The organism is Sunxiuqinia rutila (assembly GCF_050589705.1).
Lineage (GTDB): Bacteria > Bacteroidota > Bacteroidia > Bacteroidales > Prolixibacteraceae > Sunxiuqinia > Sunxiuqinia rutila.
Genome location: NZ_JBNGOT010000005.1, coordinates 29305 through 49266 on the forward strand (window position 1 = coordinate 29305; position 19962 = coordinate 49266).

Below are 19962 nucleotides of genomic sequence, written 5' to 3' on the forward strand. Positions count from 1 at the left end.
GTATTTTTTAGGTTATGAAGAAACTTAGCTTCTTAGTACTGTTTGTTTTTATGTTAGCTGGTTCGTTAGTGGCGCAGGAGTTGCGCTGTAATATTAGCGTCTCAGGACAACAGATTCAAGGAGCTAACCGCAATGTTTTTCAAACCATGCAGGCCGACCTGTACGAGTTTATGAACAACCGTAAATGGACTGATCATGTCTATTCCATGGACGAGCGGATTGAGTGTAACATTTACATTCGATTAACTGAGCAAATTTCCTCCAACGAATTTAAAGGAAGTATTCAGGTGCAGTTGCGTCGTCCGGTTTTCAATTCCGACTACGAAACACCACTTTTGAACATCAAGGACAATGATTTTCATGTGGAGTATGTAGAATACCAGGCCCTGGAGTTTAACGAAACATCAAACCGGGATAACCTCACCAACCTGATGGCTTTTTACGCTTATATCATTTTAGGAATGGATTATGATTCGTTTGCTCCAAATGGGGGAACTCCCTATTTTCAAAAAGCACAGCAAATCGTCAACAATTCGCAGAATGTCCGGTATTCAGGCTGGAAAGCCTATGAAAGTGAGCGAAATCGTTATTGGTTGATTGAAAATATTATGAATCGGTCGTATGCCCCGTTTCGTGACTGCATATATCAGTACCATCGCTTAGGCCTGGACCGGATGTATGAGCAGGTTGAAGAAGGGCGTGCTGCCATTGCCGAATCGTTGAAGTCGATTCAAAAAGTATTTCGCTCCCGGCCATCACTTTATATTTTACAGATTTTTTTCGATGCCAAATCGGATGAGTTGGTCAATATTTTCTCCAAGTCGTATCCTGATGAGCGCAACCGGGTGTTAAGTATTTTGAATGAAGTTGATCCCTCAAATGGCAGTAAATACGAGAAGATCAATGAAGCCGCAGAAGAGTTTTAAATGCTAAAAATCCACCTCTGTGTTACAATCTTTATACATTAAAAATTACGCGCTGATCGATAAGTTATCGATTGAATTTAACAGTGGTTTCAACATTATTACTGGTGAAACGGGTGCTGGAAAGTCCATTGTGCTTGGGGCTCTCGGACTCATCCTGGGCCAACGGGCCGACCTTGCTGTGCTACGTGATAAAGCGAAAAAATGTACGGTTGAAGGGTGCTTTGGCGTGCAAGCTTATGGGCTCGAAGAATTTTTTGCCGAGCATGAGTTGGATTATGATGAACAAACCATTTTGCGTCGCGAAATTACTCCGGCCGGAAAATCACGGGCTTTTATCAATGATACGCCTGTAAATCTAAAAACCATACGCGAGCTGGCTTTGCGATTGATTGACATTCATTCGCAGCATCAAAACCTGGATTTGGGGAACCGTTTGTTTCAACTGAAGTTGGTTGATTTGGTGGCTAAAAACAAAGCACTGTTGGCTAACTATCAGGCTCTTTTTCGGACTTATTCTGAAACTAAGAGCACTTATGCCAGTTTAGTGAATGAAGCAGATCAAGCTCGTAAGGACCTGGACTATTTTCAGTTTCAGTTTACTCAGCTGGATGAAGCTAAACTTAAGCAAGGCGAACAAGAGGATCTTGAAGCCGAGCAAAACCAATTGGAACATGCCGAAGATATTAAACGGACTTTTGGTCAGTTGGCAGATGCACTGGATAGTGATGAAGTAGGTTTGCTGACCCATCTAAAGGAACATGTGAGCCAGCTTGGAAAGATGAGCGATTATTTTGCAGAAGCCAAAACACTACACCAACGTTTAGAGTCCTGCTACCTTGAGTTGAAAGACATTTCGGAGGAGAGTGTGTCTGTTGCGGAGCGGGTTGAGCATGATTCGATGCGCATTGAGCAGGTGGCTGATCGTTTGGATCTCATTTATTCGTTGCAACAAAAATTTTCGGTGGACACCATTGAAGAACTCATCGGTGTTCAGAACGACCTGGAGCACAAAATCAGCCAAGTAGAAAGCTTTGATGAAGAACTCGCATCGATGGAGAAGGTATTGGATCAGCAGAAGACCAAGCTGGAGAAAATGGCTGCTGAATTAGCCAAAAGCAGGAGAGCTGTCTCTAAAGATTTTGAGCAGGCCGTGGTTGGTATGTTGCATAAACTTGGTATGGCCAATGCTGTTTTTCAATTAAATTTTGAGGCTACGGAACAGTTGGGGATGATGGGAAAGGATGAAGTTCGCTTTCTGTTTAGCGCCAATAAAAGTGCCGAGCCTCAAGAGATTTCAAAAATTGCGTCAGGGGGGGAAATGTCACGTGTGATGTTGGCACTCAAAAGCCTGATTACAGACAGCAAGTCGTTACCCACCATCGTTTTTGATGAGATTGATACCGGGATTTCAGGCGAGATTGCCTTGAAAATGGGCGACATTCTAAAAACAATTTCCTCCAAAATGCAGGTCATCAACATTACGCATCTACCGCAAATTGCTGCTAAAGGCGATCATCATTATCAAGTGTATAAATTTGATCAGGAAGACCAGACATTTACTTCAATTCGCAAATTAGAAAACAGTGAACGGGTTGACGAGTTGGCTCAAATGTTGAGTGGCGACCGCCATTCGGATACCGCCCGTGAAACGGCCCGTGAGTTATTGAACTAAGCGTTTTATTTGAGCGATAAAAACAAGGCTTCACCATCCGATGAAGCCTTGTTTTTTTTATAAGCGGTTTTCCAGAATATGTTGAATTTCTTTGGGGCCAATGTCTGCTTTTTCGCCCACCTTGAAGCCCCGTTGCTCAAAACGGTTGGCAATACGAGTAACGGTTTCGGCCGGAACATCATAGTCGGGCAGGGTGGTTTTAATGGCCACCGACTCAAAGAAAGCAATGGTCTTGGCAATGGCCAGATCAATGCGCTCATCGACTGTTCCTTCGGTTATATTCCAAATGCGTTCGCCGTATTGCAGGAGCTTGGCTTGTTTTTCTTTTCGACGGATATGCATGATGCCGGGAAGCACAATTGCCAGGGTACGGGCGTGATCAATTCCATGATAAGCCGTTAGCTCATGCCCGATCATGTGGGTAGCCCAGTCCTGAGGAACACCCATGCCAATAAGTCCGTTTAAAGCCATGGTTGCGCTCCACATAAAATTGGCTGCTGACTCATAGTCATTTCGATTAGCCAGCACTTTGGGGCCTTCTTCAATCAGCGTGTGTAAAATGCCCTCGGCAAACCGATCCTGCAAAGGCGAATTGACCGGAAAGGTGAGGTATTGTTCAATAACGTGAATGAAAGCGTCCACAATGCCGTTGGCTACTTGCCGGTCGGGAAGAGAGAAAATAACTTCCGGATCAAGTACTGAAAACTGGGGCATAACAGCCGGCGAATCGAAAGCCAGTTTTTCCTGGGTAGCAACCCGGTTGATAACGGAATTTCCATTCATTTCAGAACCAGTAGCCGGAAGGGTAATGACGGCGCCAATCGGAATGGCTTTTTCTACTTTTACCTGACTTCGTTTAGCACAAATATCCCACGGATCATCGCCTTCATACAGTGCAGCAGCCGCAATGAATTTTGTTCCGTCGAGCACGGAGCCACCCCCAACAGAAAGCAGGTAATCCACTCCTTCTTTTTTTACCAGTTCCACCGCTTGCATCAACGTTTCGTAATGCGGGTTGGGTTCAATGCCTCCAAACTCAATGATGTCGAGCCCTTGGGTTGCAGCTTTCACCTGATCATAGATGCCGTTTTTAAAAATACTGCCTCCGCCATAGGTCAGCAGAATTTTTTTATCTCGTGGCAACTCGGCAGCGATTTTGGCAATCTGCCCTTTTCCAAACAATATTTTTACTGGATTTTTGAACTCGAAATTATACATGTTTTCTCCTTTTTTTTGTTTTGGTCTCCAAATTTACAAAACGTGTGGCAAATTTTCTGTTAATAAACTTTAAGCTTTATCCGGTGAATCGGGAATCTTTCTTCATCATGACTTTAGCATTTGTCGCTGAATAAAGTTTCCTATTTTTGTTGAATGGAAAAAGATGAATTGAGAAATCGAATTTGCTCGCTGGATGACAACGCGTTGGAAGAACTGCTTAGCCAGCGTGATGCGTATGAACCAGAGGCGGTTGATATTGCCGTACAGGAAGCGATTGACCGTCAGTTGATACAGTCGAAAGATGAGTTGAGGGGGGCAAGGTTCACGGAAAAACGTCATCCCAAAAGCCTGTTTCCATACCTTCATCGCGAAAAGCAATTTCAAAAAGTCTTTGGCAGCTTAGTTCGATCCTTGTACCTGGTGGCACTCATCCCGCTTATTTTTGGGGCACTAAAAATGGTGGAGATGCAGCAGCAGCAAGGTTTGGGAATGCTGGGACTGGGCCTGTTATGGATTGGCTTGAGCATTCGGATGCAAAAAAGGAAGGATGCCCGGATTCCTTTGCTGTTGATGGTCATTTTCGTGACAGGGTTGATGCAGTTTTTACTGAGTAGACCCGAGCATTTGAATTGGCAGCTTACCGATTTTCTCGTTTTAGGAATTGCGGCATTGCTGGTTATTTATGGCTTAGTATACCTTCGGGTTTTGCTTGCTCGCAGACAAGGCAAGCAATAACTGATTGTTCCAGTCATTCACCTTTTAAAAACGGGGATTCATCGAAAAAAACAAGCGTAGAGTCCTTGGATGGTTTAGTTTTGTGCTACAATGAATTTAATTCCTGAAAACGATGAAAACCAGACAACTTTCAATGCTACTTCTTCTTTCGGTCTTTTGGTTACTCCCTGCCTTGGCTTCTGCTGCTCCGGAGTGGGACGACGATGATGTTCGGGTATATGAGCTTACTTCCTTTAACCGTATTGTCCTGGAAGGCGGGTATAAAGTTATTCTTCAGCAATCTGATCATCCCGGTTTGCGAATAAAAGCTGATGAAGAGGCTTTCGAGTACATTGAGGTAGAAAATGAACGGGGAATTTTAAGCGTCAAGCTGAAGGAAAAGCACTTTAGTTTTGACCGAATGATTTTATACATCGAGTTTGTGGAGCTGGAAGAACTCGATGTGGAAGGCGGTCTGAACCTGGAAACCCGTGGATATGTTGATTTGAAGGATTTCTACCTGAAGGTGGAAGGCGGTGCCAAGATTGAAATGGAAATGAAAGTAGATCATCTGAAAGTGGTGGGCGAAGGCGGTGTCAGCTTCAAATTTCGCGGTGTAGCTCAGTCTATGGATACACGAATTTCGGGAGCCGGACACTTGGATGCAGACGCATTAAAAGCCCAATCGGTTGCTATTGAAATCGAAGGCGTAGGCGGAGGTTCGGTATATGCAACCGACTATTTGAAAGCCAAAATCGAAGGCGTAGGTAAAATTCGCTACAAAGGTAATCCGGAAGTGGACAAAGAAATCGAAGGAATCGGTTTCGTAAGTCCGGAATAATAATAGATCTATTTTTTTAGAAAGCAGAAGTCGTCTTGTCTTCTGCTTTTTTTTATTTTAGTAAAATCCTGTTTCTGAGTGATTAAAACCAAAGGAGTGCAATATTTGTTTAGGTTTTTAAATCATTATTGTTATTTTTGGAAACTTCGATGCCCAAAAGAGGTAAGATTTAACTTTTATATAATTAATAAAACTGAAAAGAGGATCATATTATGAAGCGATTTATTTTATTTACTGTATTTTGTCTGGGAATGGCCGTTGCTGGTGTGGCACAAGAGGCTCCTGATGCACTTCAATTGAAGAATGACGGTAACAATGCACTACGAGACAAAAACTACAAAAATGCGCTGGAGCTGTTTGAGAAATCTTTAGCTAACTGGGGTGAGGAAGAGCAAGACAACGCGATGATCTACAATGCTGGATATTGTGCTTATAAAGTAAAAAGCTTTGACAAAGCAGTTAAATACTTCGATCAGTCAATCCAAAGTAATTATAAAGTATCTACGGCCTATTTGTACAAAGCCAATGCTCAACGTAAAAAGGGTGATGATGAAGGTTTTGTTGAAACTCTGGAAGCTGGTATTGCAGCCAATTCAAATAATACGAAAATGAAATCCATGCTTTCCACTTACTATTTGAAAGAAGGAAACGCTTACTACAAAAAAGGAGCTTCAATTTTGAAAGAGGCTGCTGCTGATGTGGCTGCAGGAAAATTTAAGACTACTGACGATCAGTATAAACAAGCCACCAGTAAAGCAAAAACGGAGTTTAAAAAGGCATTACCATTCTTTGATAAAGCCTTGAAATTGACTCCAAATGATGATACGGCCAAACAGCTGAAAGCTGCAGCTACTCAGGCAATCAACGGATAATAATTGAACACGAGTTCAAAAAAAGGCTGTTCCAATCGGAGCAGCCTTTTTTTTGGTCTTTTTGAGACGTGTTTTTTGTTGAATCCAAACCCTGAATGGGGCCACTAACTTTTAGATCTTGATTTTTTGTTGTCGGGATGTTCCACCGAGATATTCTTTTGAAGAATAATGCTGTTGGGAATGGTTATGCGGTCGCCGTCGGGCGAAATCAGGTGAACAAAAAAGAAAGTTACATCGTTGACCTGCCCTTCAATAATAAAGTCTTTCTCCAGTATTTTGATGTGATCACCCAGTTTCATTGGATGGTTAAAATAGAGAATTAAGCCGGATGTAATATTAGCCAGGATAGACCATTGCGCAAAAAAAGCGATGCCAATGATGGTCAGCACCGAGGATAAGAATAGCATCAACTTTTCTCTTTCAATTCCCCAAATACCAGTAACGGCTATGATGGTGCCTAGAATGATGAAAAAGTTCATCATCTTAATGGTGATTCTACGACGCTGCAGCGTGAAGTTGAACTTTTTTAGCGTTCGGTTGATCGAATGTCTGATAACGAATCGAATGGCTAATAATAGGGCCAAAACAATGGCCGTTTGCATGATTTCTAATTTATAGGCATCCATAGTTGTAAATGTTTTAAACAAAAATAGGAATAAATTGAGGCATTCTCACTACTGCTTATGGGGCTCCTTTGACGTGTTTGCAGTTGATTCAAAATGAGCGGTAAAAAAAGCCGGAATACGAATGCTTCCAGCTTTATGATAGGATTTTAGTTTTTGAGCATCGGAAAAAGTCGTCTTATTTCATCATCGGAAGGGTATCTGCCATATTCGCATATTTCAAAGACTTCGGCTTTTTTAACCGCTTTCCCTTTTTTAGGGCCATACCATTTGATTAGCGATGTGCGCGCTTCGTCGTTGATTTCCTGGTCGCGTATGGCATTTAGCCACTTCAGGCGTTCTTTTTCGGTTTCGGGTACTCGATCCAGGCTTCCGTTCAGCCAGGGTAACCACTCAAAAAACTGCGATTCGTGAGCAGCCATCCCGTAAGTTTTAGCCTCGTAAACATCCGTAATGTCGATGGCAATATCTGGTTTTAAGGGAGCTGGTTTCTGAAAGCGATCATGCGAATACAAGAAAATCGGATTCTTTTTTAGGGCCGGAACATCGGAGGCTACATTCGGAACAACCACCATAAAGGCAGCATCCTGAACAAGTTGAGCGGTGTACCGATGATCCGGGTGATAATCGTTGGGCCGATGGCCAATCACAATGTCTGCATTCCATCTGCGGATAATGCGGATCAGCTCCAGGCGGTTTTCCAGGCTGGGCACCAACTCTCCGTCGTGGTTATCCAACACCAGGTATTCTACTCCAAAGCGTTTGCCGGCTTCCTGGGCTTCTGCTCGTCGGATTCTGGCCAGTGCGCCACCTCCTTTTTCATGATGGCCGGCATCTCCATTGGTTAAAGACACAAAAAGAACCTTGTGACCCATGCGTGCAAATTGAATCGCGGTTCCTCCGGCATCAATATCACAATCGTCAGGGTGAGCACCAATAACGACCAGGTTGATTTTTTCCTGGGCATTGGCAAACAAGGGGACAAGAAAAAGGCATAGAATGAAGGTCATTAGTTTTTTCATGGTTCAGTTGTTTGTTTATAGGATCAATTCGAAATTCTTTGATTTAGGTTAAAGGCTGCCGAATCAACTAAAGATGATGTATTAAAAATTAAATTTAAGGGTGATGTTTCTCCCAAAGATATCCTAAAAAAAGGAATCTCAAAAAAGACCAGTTCGTGTTCTGTTGGCCTTTTTGAGATTCCCTTTGATAATACTGTTTAAAATAATCCATCAATAGAAAGATAGCGCTCCCCGGTATCATAGGAAAAAGTGAGAATTTTTGATCCTTTAGGAAGCTCCTGGATCTTCTTGGCCACAGCAGCCAGTGAAGCTCCGGAAGAAATGCCTACAAACAAGCCTTCTTCTTTCGCTGCACGTTGGGCGTAATCAAAGGCTTCCTCTTTCGAAACCTGAATGGTTCCATCCAGCAGTGGGGTTTTCAGATTCTCAGGAATAAAGCCAGCACCTATCCCCTGAATGGGGTGGGGCCCGGGACTGCCACCGCTAATAACCGGCGATTGTTCAGGCTCAACGGCATAGGTTTTTAATTCCGGAAAGCGTGTTTTTAAAACTTCACTTACCCCAGAAATATGGCCACCGGTGCCTACCCCCGTAATGAGGTAGTCAAACCCCTCAGGAAAGTCGCTTAGGATCTCCTGAGCCGTATGGTCGCGGTGAGCTGCAATATTGGCTTCGTTGTCAAATTGCGAAGGAATCCAGGAGTTCGATTGTTCTCCAGCAAGTTCCTCAGCTTTGGCAATGGCTCCTTTCATGCCTTTTTCTTTGGGGGTAAGCACCAACTCAGCGCCATAGGCGGTTAGTATTCGGCGGCGTTCCAAAGACATCGATTCAGGCATAACCAGAATGAGTTTGTACTTTTTTACAGCCGCAACCAAGGCCAGTCCAATCCCCGTGTTTCCCGAGGTTGGTTCAATAATCAAGGAGTCTGGGTTTAAGATGCCTTTACTTTCGGCTTCTTCCACCATCTTTAAAGCAATCCGGTCTTTAATGCTACCTCCGGGATTGGTGCGTTCCAGCTTGACATAGACTTCGTAGTCTTCCGGATACAGGTTGTTGATGCGAACTAATGGTGTGTTGCCAATGGTTTCCAGAATGTTGTTGAATTTCATATTTGTCTGTTTTAAAGGGTTATTAAACAAAAAAAGGCCTTCCAAATTCATGGAAGGCCTGCTCATATCTTTATTAAAAAGAATTTATTGCATTTTAAACATACCTTCCCCGTGTTACTCTGTAGCAACAGCACATACACATATTTGGGAAGGAAAAGTTCATCAGAAATGATCTATTTTTATTTTGATGCAACAATATTAATTAAAAAAAACGAATAAAATACAATTTAGTCTGATTTTAATTCTTATAAAAAAGCCATTTAAAGATTTCTTTAAAGTTCACTTTTTTGCCATACATCAAAATGCCGGTTCGGTAAATTTTCCCTGCTACCCAGATTGTGCCATAAATGGAGGCGACCAGAATGCTCATTGAAAGCAGCAGTTCCCACATCGGAACACCATAGGGTACACGCACCATCATAATGATTGGTGAAGTGAACGGAATCATGGATGCCCAGAAGGCCAGTGCACCTTCGGGGTTTTTCACTACCGGAAATAAAATGATGATGGAGAAAATAAGCGGAAGGGTAACCGGAAGCATCAGTTGCTGGGCTTCTTCTTCATGATCTACAGCGGCACCCACGGCACCCATAAGGGACGAGTACATCAGGAAGCCCCCCAGAAAGTAAAATACAAACGAGCCAAGAATCAGCGGAATGTTCAGGTTGCCGATTAAATCGATAATGTTGAGGACGGCATTTTCCTGTGCTGCTTGTTGGAGCTGAGGATTAGCCGCCATCATGCTTTGCGACTGCTGGAGCATTTCAGCCTGGTCGGGTGCAAGGAAGACCTGCAGACCGGTAACGATCAAAAACATCAGTACAACCCAGAAAACAAGTTGCGTTAAGCCAACCAGACCAATGCCTACAATTTTCCCGAACATCAGTTGGGTGGGCTTTACCGAGGAAATAATTACCTCTACAATACGGCTTGATTTTTCTTCCATCACCCCACGCATCACCATGGCGCCATAAAAGAAGACAAACATGTAGATAATAAATCCGGCACCATAGCCAACAGCCATGGCAATTTCGGTAGAGCTTTTCACTGCTTCGCCTTTTGCGTCCACCTTCATGGTTTCCAGTTCAATATGTGTGCGTGCGGCAGCAAGTTTTTCTTCCAAATCCGGAATGCCGGATTCGTCGATGATCAGGGCTTTTTTATCTTCTTCAATCAGGTTTTTTAGCTTGTTGCTAATCATATTTTTGATATCGAAGGTCACCTGCTTGTCGGACAATAAACTGGCACGACTGGTCGTCACAATATCTTCAGGAATGTGTAAAACTGCATAGTACGCACTCGATTTGATGTCTTGCTGAATGCGTTCAAATTCCGTTTTTGGAATAAAGGTAAAGCGAGTAAACTCTGTGTCTTCCCAGCGATTTTCAAACTGCTGGCTGGCATCATAAACCCCGATTGTGCGCTCTTCTTCGTCGTCCTGCATGGCCAGCCAGGCCGGCAAAACGGTAATTCCACCAAATAAAAATGGGACCAGCAAGGTTAAAATGATAAAGGATTTTTTCCGGACCCGGGTGATGTATTCGCGTTTTAAGATTATAAGTGATTTATGCATGAGCTTGTTTTTTGGGGTTTGCTTGTTCAACAACTTGAATAAAAACTTCATTCATGGAAGGAATGACTTCCCGGAAGGAGCGGATGTCCATTTTTTCCATCAAATTGCGGAGGAGGGCATTGGTTGGAATCTCATTGTTCAACTGAAACTTTACCCGCTGGACATGTCCCTTCAATTCATAATCAATGAGCTGAAAACCATTGCGACTAAACTCAGCGGTAACATCATGCGCGACCGTGGTTTCAATTTCAAAAACATCCTGCTTGTATTGCTCTTTAATGGTGTCAATGGGGCCATCCAGTATCTTTTTCGACTGGTTAATCAGGGCAATGTGATCACAAATTTCTTCGACCGAGGCCATGTTGTGGGTTGAGAAAATAATGGTTGCTCCATTTTCTTTCAGCTTAAGAATTTCATTTTTCAGCAGGTTGGCATTGATGGGGTCAAAACCACTGAAAGGCTCATCAAAAATCAGAAGTTTGGGTTGGTGAACTACCGTGGTAATAAACTGAACCTTTTGCTGCATCCCTTTCGAAAGCTCTTCCACCTTTTTGTTCCACCAGGGTTGAATCTCAAATTTTTCAAACCAGTACCTCAGCCCTTTTAATGCATCGTGGCGGCTTAAGCCTTTCAGTTGAGCCAGATACAGCGCTTGTTCGCCCACTTTCATTTTTTTATAAAGTCCGCGTTCTTCGGGGAGGTAGCCAATGTGTTGAATATCGGTGGACCTGAGTTGACGTCCAAACAGCTGAACTTCGCCTTCGTCTGGAGCTGTAATCTGGTTGATGATGCGGATCAGGGTGGTTTTTCCTGCTCCGTTAGGCCCCAGTAGCCCAAAAATACTTTGTTCGCCAACTTCAATGCTGACTTTATCCAAAGCCCGGTGTCCGGCATAGTCTTTTACGACATTGGTCGCTTTGAAGAATTCCATGGATGTGCTATTTAAGATTTTTAAACGATGTAATTCGTATTAATTTGAACGGATGCCCGTTTCTGAATTCAAATTTAAGTAAAACAGGACAAAGGCACTGCTTTTTTCGGCGAATAGTCGACTTTAATCTTTGAACGGGAAACGGGGCTTTTGTTGAGACTCTCCGAGTATGCTGATGCCTGCTGGTTTTTAGTTTCTGGTAATGTCGGTCTCGTTCACCCGGGTTACGCCGCCCGAAACCACAAATTTCATGGCTTCAGAAGGAGGCATGTCCAGCGGCCTGATGGCTGAGGAAGCAATCATATACAGTTCGCCGGAGAAGTTGTAGGAGTGCGGAAAGTAAACGGCAACCAAGCCATCCATGCCAATTTCGGCCATGCTTTTTTGGGTGACGAATCCGATTTTCCACAGCCTGTTTTCTTTATTAATTTCAACCAAAACCGGTTGGTTAAACTTCTTTTCTTTGCCCACAAAGGCCGAGAAAAGATCGACCAATGAACTGTAAATAACCTGAAGCAGTGGGGCTTTTTTTAACACCTGATGGCCTAGTGCTTTGAATGGGCTGGCTACAATGGATTGGCCAACGAACCCTAATACGGTGATGAAGCCCAGAATGATGAGGAGCCCCAGGCCAGGGATGGTATAACCAAACCACAGTTCCAGCTGGTGGCGTAAGATGCCGTCAACAAAATCAAAAATCAGAAAAACAATGTAACCTGTGATCACAATGGGGGCAACAAACACGAGGCCTTGCATAAAATAAGTCAGTAGTTTTTTCATGAATATCAAGCATTTGATGAAGTGAGTACGCTCACCGGGATTATCTTTTTTAGATATAGCAAGTTACAAAATAAACTTATGAGTCAACAAAAAGTTGACTGGCTTTGGAAGAAGCAAGGTTTAATGATTAGAGCATCAACACGGGCAATTGAACAAGAAGTTGGAACAGCGATTTCTTGAAGAGGTGGGCCTGCTGCTAGTGGGGAAATGCTTATCTTCGAAGCGTGAAAAATGTATCGGATATTATTGCACAAGAATCGTTTTCGAAAGAAGAGTTGATCACCTTGCTTCAGGCGGAGGGGCAGGAGCGTAAACTTCTGTTTGATGTAGCTCATGCCCGAAAAATTGAGTTTGTTGGCAAACAGGTCTACTTTCGGGGGCTCGTCGAATTTTCGAATATCTGCTCCAAAGACTGCTTGTATTGCGGGATTCGCAAGAGCAATGAAAAGGTTATTCGCTACGAGGCCTCGGATGAGGAGATTTTAGGGGCCTGTCGTTTTGCCTGGGAGAATCGTTTCGGGTCGGTGGTCTTGCAGTCGGGAGAGCTGTCATCACCCGCATTTACAGAGCGGGTTGATCGTTTGCTGAAAGCCATCAAACAGCTTTCAAACGAGGAGCTGGGAATCACCTTGTCCTGCGGGGAGCAAAGCCGGGAAACGTATCAGCGCTGGTTCGAAAGTGGCGCACACCGGTACCTGTTGCGTATTGAAAGTTCTACGCCGGACTTGTACAATCAAATTCACCCGCAAAATGTGCATCATTCTTTTGAAAAGCGACTGGAATGCCTTCAGCTGTTAAAGGATTGCGGCTACCAGGTAGGAACAGGAGTTATGATTGGATTGCCCTTTCAGACCATGGAGCACCTGGCAGCGGACTTACTGTTCCTGAAAAAGCTGGATGTGGACATGGTGGGCATGGGCCCTTATATTGAACATGAAGATACGCCTTTGTATGTTTTCCGGGATCAACTAAAAACCAAACAGGAACGTTTCGATTTGGCACTGAAAATGATTGCCGCTCTGCGTTTGCTTATGCCCGATATTAATATTGCAGCGGCTACAGCTTTGCAGGCCATTGATCCGGCCGGTCGGGAAAAAGCCTTGAAAATTGGGGCCAATGTGATTATGCCTAACCTGACTCCATGCGATTTCAGAAAAGAATACCAACTGTATGAAGACAAGCCTTGTTTGGATGAAGATGCCGAATTATGCCGCAATTGCCTGGAAGCAAGGATTGAAATGGCAGGAGGCGAAATTGGCTATGGCGAGTGGGGTGATTCCAGGCGTTTTATCAACCGTAGACAAGGCTCATCACACTAACCTTTAAAACAGTTCGTTACTGTAGGGCCGAAACTCCAGCTCGTGACGTAAAAGCCATTTTTTTCGCCACAGGCCTCCGGCATAACCAACCAGCTTTTTATTGCTCCCAATTACCCGGTGGCATGGAACAATGATGGGTAAGGGATTTTTGGCATTGGCACTGCCAACAGCCCGAACCAGTTTTTTATCGCCTAAACGCAAGGCCAGCTCTAAATAACTGACGGATTGCCCGTAGCTAATGGTTTTCAGCTCTTTCCATACTTTCTTTTGAAAGTCAGTTCCTTCGGGGCTAATCGGGAGGTTAAAGTGAAAAAGCCTTCCACGGAAATAATCATCCAGCTGACGCACAATCAGGTCTTCCAGTTCCGGCTCGATGTCTGTTTTCTCACATTCGTGCTCAACAAAATGAATGCGGCTAACAGCTTGCGAGTTACAGTCGATTTGAATCAGGCCAATTGGCGACGGGTATGTGAAGGATTGAGACACCGGATGCTTGTCGTTTTGCTTTTAGTTAACATTGAGTTAACGTAGCGGTAATGAAAAAGGTTTGCGGATTAAACAGTTTCATTGCGAAAATAAGGCGTTTTTATCTTAGTCATCAATAGCTCCATAAATGACAGCGGTCAACCGGTCGTAAAATTCGCTATGGTTAAACGGATGAACCTGTGTCATTCCAACAAAGATGAGTTCTTCCTTGGGATCGATAAAAAACTGGGTGTTGAAATAGCCTCCCCATTCATATGTTCCGGGTGATTTTGAATTGAGTCCCTCGGCTTCTTCGGTAAGCAGTCCAAATCCTAGGCTGAACGTTTTGCCGGGAATTGAGCTTCTTCCGGCTCCTTTTTTATTCAGGGCTACCAATTGGTCGGAAGTCATTAACTCAACCGTTTTGGGGCCTAGAATTCGTTGACCATTCAGTTCTCCGCCGTTAAGCAACGCCTGCATAAATCGGGCATAATCCAGGGCCGTTGACGAGAGTCCGCCACCTCCGGCATAGTGTCCCCGGTCTTTGTTTTTCGGATAATTGATTCCGAGCGAATGGCCAACTTCCTGTTTCATGATGGTGCCCTGATCTGTTTGAGCATATACAGGGACCAGGCGTTCGTGTTTTTCCTGAGGTAGGTAAAAATGGGTATCGACCATTTCCAGAGGTTCAAAAATATGCTGTTGAAAATAGTCTCGCAACGAAAGGCCGGAGACCACTTCAATTACCCGCCCAAGTACGTCCATATTTAAGCCATAACAATATCGTTCGCCCGGATGAAATGCCATAGGGGCGCGTGCCAGTTGATCGATGAACTGTTTGGTTGTCCATGACTGGTGCGACAGACCTACGTTTTGTAACCCCAGTTTATGGTAAGCAGCACGGATGTCTCCTTGCTCAAAATCCCCATAGACCAAGCCAGATGTGTGTGTTAGCAAGTGTCGGATAGTGATGGGCCGTTGAGGCGGGGTGGTGGTAAAGCTTGAGTCGGCCGGATTCAGTTGCTGCAGCACGCCTGTTTCAGCAAAGGCCGGCAGGTAGTTTTTGAGGGGATCATCCAGCCCCAGTTTTCCTTGCTCATAAAGTTGCATGACGGCAACACTTGTTACGGCTTTGGTCATGGATGCAATCCGGAAAATATCTTCATTTTGATAAGGGGTCCAGAAGTTTAACGAGTGATAACCAAAACTTTTGTAGTAGGCAATGGTTCCGCGCCGGGCAACCAGAAAAACGCCACCGGGTAGCCATTGGTTGGATCTGTATCGTTCAATTAAGCTGTCAGCTAAAGCCAGTCTTTCTTCGGAAAACCCCGCTTCCTTTGGATTAATCACCTTCGTGTCAAGGTCGATTTGGGGAGGTGGGGTGCAGGAAAAAAGAACCAGAATGCTGAACAGGAAAGTTATGAGCTTAAGCATAAAAATGTGTTTACTGTTTATTAGGCAGCACAATTTACACAATATTGATAAATTGAGCAGAACATTCTGAAAATAAAAACCACTTCTGAAAGATGAAGTGGTTTTTGCTTGCTTCAAAACCGTTCTCGTGGTATGTACTTGGTATGTAGCAAATGATGTGACTTTGGCCCCAACGGCTCACCCAGAAAGTCCTGATAGATTTTCAGCACTTCCGGGTTTTCATGCGATTTGCGTAGTGGCATAGCTCCGTCTTCGGCATAAATGGCTTCCATACGTTTTTGACGAATCTCCGGGCTTGTTGGAATTGGTTGACCTCCACCTCCCAGGCAGCCTCCGGGACAAGCCATAATTTCGATAAAATGGTAACTGCTTGTTCCATTTTTTACGGCATCCATTACGGTTTTGGCATTGACAAGCCCGTGAGCTACGGCACATTTCAGTTCAACGCCATCTAAAAAAGCCCATTCTTTTAGTGGTTTTTCAATCTTTATGGACGCTTCCCGTATGCCATCTACCCCGCGAACGGGAGTGATGTTGAGGTTGTCGAAAGGTACTTCGCGTCCGGTTACCAATTCGTAAGCCGTGCGCAGGGCAGCTTCCATAACGCCGCCTGTTGCACCAAAGATGACGCCCGCACCGGTTGATTCGCCCATCAGTCGGTCGAACTTATTATCCGGCAGCTTTTGAAATTCGATACCGGCTTGTCTTATCATGATGGCCAGCTCGCGGGTCGTCAACACATAGTCAACATCGCGGTAGCCGCTGTCGTGCATCTCCGGACGGTTGGCTTCAAACTTTTTAGCTGTGCACGGCATGATTGACACTGAAACGATTTTATCGGGATCAATTTTTCGGGCTTTGGCATAGTACGTTTTAGCCAGGGCTCCAAACATTTGTTGGGGAGACTTGCAGGTGGAAAGATTATCCAGCAGCTCCGGGTATTGGTGTTCGATGTATTTGATCCAGGCGGGCGAACATGACGTAGCCAGAGGAAGCCTCACATTGGTGTCCTTGTCCTGAAGCGTTTTCCGTAGCCGGTTAAGCAGTTCGGTGCCTTCCTCAATAATGGTCAGGTCGGCGGTAAAATCCGTGTCCAGAACCGAGCTAAATCCCAGTCGTTTCAGGGCCGTAACCATTTTTCCGGTTACACGGCTTCCTATGTCCATTCCCAAGGCTTCGCCCAGGCCTACACGCACGGCTGGAGCTGTTTGAACCACCACGTGTTTGTTCGGATCAGCAATGGCATCCCACACTTCTTCAATGTAGTTCCGTTCTACAAGGGCACCGGTAGGACAGTGGTTGATGCATTGTCCGCAGTTGGTACACACCACGTCATTCATGGCTTTTTCAAAGAAGGTGGCAATTTTCATTTCATCGCCTTTGTAGGCAACGGTCAGGGCGTTTACTCCTTGCAGTTCGGCGCAGGTGCGCACACAGCGCTGGCAGCGGATGCATTTGCTGTCATCTTTAATGATGGATGGCGAGAACTGGTCGATGGTATAGTTTTTCATGGGGGCCAGGCGCAGAAAATCCTGGGTCATAATTTTATATTCGGAAGCCAGTTCCTGTAGCTCGCAATTGCCGTTTTTATAACATTTGGTGCAGTCAGCATTGTGTTCCGAAAGTAATAATTCGATGATGTGTTTGCGTGAATTCCGGACCTTCAGGCTGTTTGTTTGGATCTCCATTTCTTCTTCGCAGGGGGTGGCACAGGCAGCGGCCAGACGTTTTTGGCCCGACACTTCGACCATACAAACCCGGCAATTACCCGCAATGCATAAATCTTTGTGGTAGCATAAAGTTGGAATGTTGATACCGGCTTCGTTGGCGGCTTCGAGAATGGTTTTTCCATTTTCTACTTCAAGTTGAAATCCGTTGATTGTGACATTTATTTTCGTGTTCATCTTCCTGTTCTTTTGGAATTAGTAAATCATTTCTTCCCGGAAATTCTCAACAATGGAGCTAAATGAGTTGGCTACTGACTGTCCCAGTCCGCACTTGGCCGTTAGTTGCATTGTTTCGGTCAGCTTCAGAAGCTTGTCGAGGTATTGGGCCGGTTTTTCGCCACGCTTAACAGCTTTTATTCCGCTATGCAGTTGTTGGCATCCGACCCGGCAAGGCGTGCATTGCCCACAACTCTCTTCGCGGAAGAATTCCAGGTAATTGTCCAGCACATTGTACATCGAACGGGAACTGTTGTAAAGCATCATAGAGCCCCCTGTGGGAAGCGATATTCCGGTTAGTTTGCCGCGGTAGCCAATGGTTGTTTTATCGAACCGCTTACGGGGAACCAAAAAGCCGGAAGCTCCGCCAACCTGAACGGCCTTGGTGTCGCCATCGCCAAATTCATGCACAAAATCCTGCAGGCTCATTCCCAGTTCCAGCTCATAGATGCCGGGCTTGGGAGTATCTCCGGAAACCGAAAACAGTTTGGAGCCCCGGGAATACTGAACGCCGAGATCATAAAACTTTTTTGCTCCATACTTAAAAATGGTAAAGGTGTGCGCCAGGGTTTCCACATTGTTAACCACTGTTGCTTTTCCAAGGTACCCATTGGAAGTCGGGTAGGGAGGCTTGTTGCGGGGTTCGCCTCGCTTGCCTTCCATCGACTCAAAAAGAGCGGTTTCTTCGCCGCAGATGTAAGCGCCGCTTCCCAGAAAGATTTGGATTGAAAAGTCGTGCCCAACTTCTTTGCAGTAGTACTCAAATTCCTGAATGGCCTTGTTTAACTCGGGAACCAGAAACTTATATTCGCCCCGTAAGTAGATGTATCCTTTTGATGAACCAATGACGTAGCCACAAACAGCCATGGCCATCAGTACTTTGTAAGGAACTTTAGACAGAATCTCCCGGTCTTTAAAAGTGCCGGGCTCTCCTTCATCAGCATTGCAAATTACAAACTTTTCGTCCGATGGGTCTTCGGCGGTCAGCTTCCATTTTAATCCCGTTGGAAAACCGGCCCCGCCACGACCTTTTAACTCCGAACTCATCAATTCGTTAATCAGTTCCTGAGGCGGTCGCTTAAGTGTTTTATCCAGAATTCGTTCCCAGTCGTTATCATTTTTGAAGATAAAATCAGCACGTTTTAGTTGATAGGATGATGCAACCATGTTTTTTATTTTTTGAGGTATTGACTTAAAATCTCTCTTACCGACTCAGGCGTTAGCTCCGTATAAACTTCGTTATTGATCAGCATGGCCGGTGCTTTATGGCACCATCCCAGGCAGTTGGTTTGCAATAAGGAGAACTTCCCGTCGGAGGTCGTTTCACCCAGGCCAACCTTAAGCATGTCCTGAATGGTAAGCAGAATCTGGTTTTTGCCTTTCATGGAGCAGGTAATGGTTTTGCAAACCCGAATAATGTAGGTGCCCATTTTTTGGTGTTCCAGGAAAGAGTAAAAGGTAGCTGTGCCATAAACGTCGGCGGCAGAAAGATTCAGCTCCCGGGCAATTTCAATCATGGAATGCTCGGACAGATACTTTTCCTGCTCAACAACGCCCTGAAGAATAGGGAGCAGGTTGCGGCGGTTTCGGCCATGTTCATTGGCTAGTTTTTTTATTAAATCGTGTATTGGAGTCATACCGTGTAAAATTAGAAGTGATTTGTTTTGGCTGATGGTAACTTGTTGTTTCAGAACGCCTGATTGAAGGCCGGGTCTTGGGTTGATCAAATGAAAAAAGCTTACGTTAGAGAGATCATTTATTCAATTCAGTATAAATTTACGGAAGCTGAATAAGATAATCAGAAGACTTTTATCAGGATGTTTGGTGTAAAAGGTGTTTTTCAGCATAATTTTACGTTTGCGATTAGAACGATTCTAAATAGGCAATAAGTTTACATTCAATTAAGAGTGGAGGTGGTTTTGAAAATCTTTTGTTTTCTATTCTTTTAATCTCGTCAGGTCTTTTACTTTTGTTTAAAAATTGAATGATTATGGCCCTGGAAATTGAACGGAAGTTTTTGGTGAATGAGCAGCTCCTTCCGCAAGCAAGTCAGAAGATTAATATGATGCAGGCTTATCTGCAAACCGATCCGGAGCGAACCATTCGGGTGCGTATCGCTGATGATCAGGCTTACCTGACAATCAAGGGGAAGATGGTTGGAATTGCCCGGAAGGAATTTGAGTACCCGATTCCGGTGAAAGATGCTCGCGAACTGGCCAAATTGGCGGTACATTCCCCAATTGAAAAGGTCAGGCATTATATTGTTGTTGATGGTCGTACATGGGAAGTGGATTTTTTTGAAGGGATTAACGGAGGATTAGTACTGGCTGAGATTGAGCTTTCAAGTGAAGATGAAGAGATTAGCTTGCCGGAATGGGTCCGGGAAGAAGTGACCGGACAAGTTCAGTACCACAATTCGTACCTGGCCCAGCACCCCTATACTAAGTGGAAATAGTTATTCTGGCTCAGTTTTTGATAGTCCAGCACAAGATTTTGTATCAAGTTTCGTTTGATTGTAAA

19 protein-coding genes are annotated in these 19962 nt (G+C 44.5%); 7 read left to right on the forward strand and 12 right to left on the reverse strand.

Annotated elements, in window-relative coordinates:
* Nucleotides 1-14 precede the first annotated feature (14 nt).
* Both porD and recN read left to right on the forward strand, forming a co-directional pair.
* Nucleotides 15-926 (forward strand): type IX secretion system protein PorD, encoded by a 912-nt coding sequence (porD, locus tag ACRD6K_RS07280; protein WP_430972724.1) that lies wholly within the window; start codon nt 15-17, stop codon nt 924-926.
* A gap of 19 nt (nt 927-945) precedes the next feature.
* Nucleotides 946-2598: a DNA repair protein RecN gene (gene recN / locus ACRD6K_RS07285; RefSeq protein ID WP_430972725.1), complete on the forward strand. Its 1653-nt coding sequence runs from the start codon at nt 946-948 to the stop codon at nt 2596-2598.
* 57 nt (nt 2599-2655) lie between these two features.
* On the opposite strand, the gene ACRD6K_RS07290 is transcribed toward recN, so the two are convergent.
* On the reverse strand, nt 2656-3816 hold the full coding sequence (locus ACRD6K_RS07290) for an iron-containing alcohol dehydrogenase (protein ID WP_430972726.1): 1161 nt from the start codon (nt 3814-3816) through the stop codon (nt 2656-2658).
* A gap of 168 nt (nt 3817-3984) precedes the next feature.
* Between ACRD6K_RS07290 and ACRD6K_RS07295 the strand changes: the two genes are divergently transcribed.
* The 3 genes from ACRD6K_RS07295 (at nt 3985) to ACRD6K_RS07305 (ending at nt 6243) form a co-directional block, all read left to right on the forward strand.
* On the forward strand, nt 3985-4551 hold the full coding sequence (locus tag ACRD6K_RS07295) for a hypothetical protein (RefSeq protein WP_430972727.1): 567 nt from the start codon (nt 3985-3987) through the stop codon (nt 4549-4551).
* Nucleotides 4552-4663: 112 nt separating this feature from the next.
* Nucleotides 4664-5371 (forward strand): head GIN domain-containing protein, encoded by a 708-nt coding sequence (locus ACRD6K_RS07300; RefSeq protein WP_430972728.1) that lies wholly within the window; start codon nt 4664-4666, stop codon nt 5369-5371.
* Nucleotides 5372-5583: 212 nt separating this feature from the next.
* Nucleotides 5584-6243, forward strand: a complete 660-nt coding sequence (locus ACRD6K_RS07305; protein ID WP_430972729.1) for a tetratricopeptide repeat protein — start codon at nt 5584-5586, stop codon at nt 6241-6243.
* A 104-nt stretch (nt 6244-6347) separates the two neighbouring features.
* Here the strand turns inward: ACRD6K_RS07305 and ACRD6K_RS07310 are convergent, their stop codons facing one another.
* From ACRD6K_RS07310 to ACRD6K_RS07335, 6 genes are all read right to left on the reverse strand, one after another.
* Nucleotides 6348-6869, reverse strand: a complete 522-nt coding sequence (locus tag ACRD6K_RS07310; RefSeq protein ID WP_299576489.1) for a mechanosensitive ion channel domain-containing protein — start codon at nt 6867-6869, stop codon at nt 6348-6350.
* A 146-nt stretch (nt 6870-7015) separates the two neighbouring features.
* Nucleotides 7016-7888, reverse strand: a complete 873-nt coding sequence (locus tag ACRD6K_RS07315) for a PIG-L deacetylase family protein (RefSeq protein WP_430972730.1) — start codon at nt 7886-7888, stop codon at nt 7016-7018.
* Nucleotides 7889-8085: 197 nt separating this feature from the next.
* A complete protein-coding gene (cysK, locus tag ACRD6K_RS07320; protein WP_430972731.1) occupies nt 8086-8997 on the reverse strand; it encodes a cysteine synthase A in 912 nt (303 codons plus the stop codon).
* Between the two features lie 238 nt (nt 8998-9235).
* Nucleotides 9236-10570 carry an ABC transporter permease gene (locus ACRD6K_RS07325; RefSeq protein WP_430972732.1) on the reverse strand — a complete coding sequence of 445 codons (1335 nt, stop codon included), beginning with the start codon at nt 10568-10570 and terminating at the stop codon, nt 9236-9238.
* Nucleotides 10563-11501, reverse strand: a complete 939-nt coding sequence (locus tag ACRD6K_RS07330) for an ABC transporter ATP-binding protein (protein ID WP_299576497.1) — start codon at nt 11499-11501, stop codon at nt 10563-10565. The genes ACRD6K_RS07325 and ACRD6K_RS07330 overlap by 8 nt, the downstream gene beginning before the upstream one ends.
* Nucleotides 11502-11690: 189 nt before the next feature.
* Nucleotides 11691-12281 (reverse strand): DUF502 domain-containing protein, encoded by a 591-nt coding sequence (locus tag ACRD6K_RS07335; RefSeq protein WP_430972733.1) that lies wholly within the window; start codon nt 12279-12281, stop codon nt 11691-11693.
* Between the two features lie 224 nt (nt 12282-12505).
* Between ACRD6K_RS07335 and hydE the strand changes: the two genes are divergently transcribed.
* A complete protein-coding gene (gene hydE, locus ACRD6K_RS07340; RefSeq protein WP_430972734.1) occupies nt 12506-13600 on the forward strand; it encodes a [FeFe] hydrogenase H-cluster radical SAM maturase HydE in 1095 nt (364 codons plus the stop codon).
* A 3-nt stretch (nt 13601-13603) separates the two neighbouring features.
* Here hydE and ACRD6K_RS07345 read toward each other — a convergent pair whose 3' ends face one another.
* From ACRD6K_RS07345 to ACRD6K_RS07365, 5 genes are all read right to left on the reverse strand, one after another.
* Nucleotides 13604-14086 (reverse strand): methylated-DNA--[protein]-cysteine S-methyltransferase, encoded by a 483-nt coding sequence (locus ACRD6K_RS07345; RefSeq protein ID WP_430972735.1) that lies wholly within the window; start codon nt 14084-14086, stop codon nt 13604-13606.
* Nucleotides 14087-14191: 105 nt separating this feature from the next.
* A complete protein-coding gene (locus ACRD6K_RS07350) occupies nt 14192-15499 on the reverse strand; it encodes a serine hydrolase domain-containing protein (RefSeq protein WP_430972736.1) in 1308 nt (435 codons plus the stop codon).
* A 113-nt stretch (nt 15500-15612) separates the two neighbouring features.
* On the reverse strand, nt 15613-17403 hold the full coding sequence (locus ACRD6K_RS07355) for an NADH-dependent [FeFe] hydrogenase, group A6 (RefSeq protein ID WP_299576507.1): 1791 nt from the start codon (nt 17401-17403) through the stop codon (nt 15613-15615).
* A gap of 18 nt (nt 17404-17421) precedes the next feature.
* Entirely contained in the window at nt 17422-18609 is a 1188-nt protein-coding gene (locus tag ACRD6K_RS07360) for an NADH-ubiquinone oxidoreductase-F iron-sulfur binding region domain-containing protein (RefSeq protein WP_299576509.1), read from the reverse strand.
* Between the two features lie 5 nt (nt 18610-18614).
* Nucleotides 18615-19079, reverse strand: a complete 465-nt coding sequence (locus ACRD6K_RS07365; protein ID WP_299576511.1) for an NADH-quinone oxidoreductase subunit NuoE family protein — start codon at nt 19077-19079, stop codon at nt 18615-18617.
* Nucleotides 19080-19432: 353 nt separating this feature from the next.
* Between ACRD6K_RS07365 and ACRD6K_RS07370 the strand changes: the two genes are divergently transcribed.
* A complete protein-coding gene (locus ACRD6K_RS07370; protein ID WP_430972737.1) occupies nt 19433-19897 on the forward strand; it encodes a CYTH domain-containing protein in 465 nt (154 codons plus the stop codon).
* Nucleotides 19898-19962 lie beyond the last annotated feature (65 nt).

Coding starts and splice junctions, on each gene's coding strand:
- porD (WP_430972724.1), top strand. CDS start 15: ATGAAGAAACTTAGCTTCTTAGTACTGTTTGTTTTTATGTTAGCTGGT.
- ACRD6K_RS07290 (WP_430972726.1), bottom strand. CDS start 3,816: ATGTATAATTTCGAGTTCAAAAATCCAGTAAAAATATTGTTTGGAAAA.
- ACRD6K_RS07300 (WP_430972728.1), top strand. CDS start 4,664: ATGAAAACCAGACAACTTTCAATGCTACTTCTTCTTTCGGTCTTTTGG.
- ACRD6K_RS07305 (WP_430972729.1), top strand. CDS start 5,584: ATGAAGCGATTTATTTTATTTACTGTATTTTGTCTGGGAATGGCCGTT.
- ACRD6K_RS07310 (WP_299576489.1), bottom strand. CDS start 6,869: ATGGATGCCTATAAATTAGAAATCATGCAAACGGCCATTGTTTTGGCC.
- ACRD6K_RS07315 (WP_430972730.1), bottom strand. CDS start 7,888: ATGAAAAAACTAATGACCTTCATTCTATGCCTTTTTCTTGTCCCCTTG.
- cysK (WP_430972731.1), bottom strand. CDS start 8,997: ATGAAATTCAACAACATTCTGGAAACCATTGGCAACACACCATTAGTT.
- ACRD6K_RS07325 (WP_430972732.1), bottom strand. CDS start 10,570: ATGCATAAATCACTTATAATCTTAAAACGCGAATACATCACCCGGGTC.
- ACRD6K_RS07330 (WP_299576497.1), bottom strand. CDS start 11,501: ATGGAATTCTTCAAAGCGACCAATGTCGTAAAAGACTATGCCGGACAC.
- ACRD6K_RS07335 (WP_430972733.1), bottom strand. CDS start 12,281: ATGAAAAAACTACTGACTTATTTTATGCAAGGCCTCGTGTTTGTTGCC.
- ACRD6K_RS07350 (WP_430972736.1), bottom strand. CDS start 15,499: ATGCTTAAGCTCATAACTTTCCTGTTCAGCATTCTGGTTCTTTTTTCC.
- ACRD6K_RS07355 (WP_299576507.1), bottom strand. CDS start 17,403: ATGAACACGAAAATAAATGTCACAATCAACGGATTTCAACTTGAAGTA.
- ACRD6K_RS07360 (WP_299576509.1), bottom strand. CDS start 18,609: ATGGTTGCATCATCCTATCAACTAAAACGTGCTGATTTTATCTTCAAA.
- ACRD6K_RS07365 (WP_299576511.1), bottom strand. CDS start 19,079: ATGACTCCAATACACGATTTAATAAAAAAACTAGCCAATGAACATGGC.
- ACRD6K_RS07370 (WP_430972737.1), top strand. CDS start 19,433: ATGGCCCTGGAAATTGAACGGAAGTTTTTGGTGAATGAGCAGCTCCTT.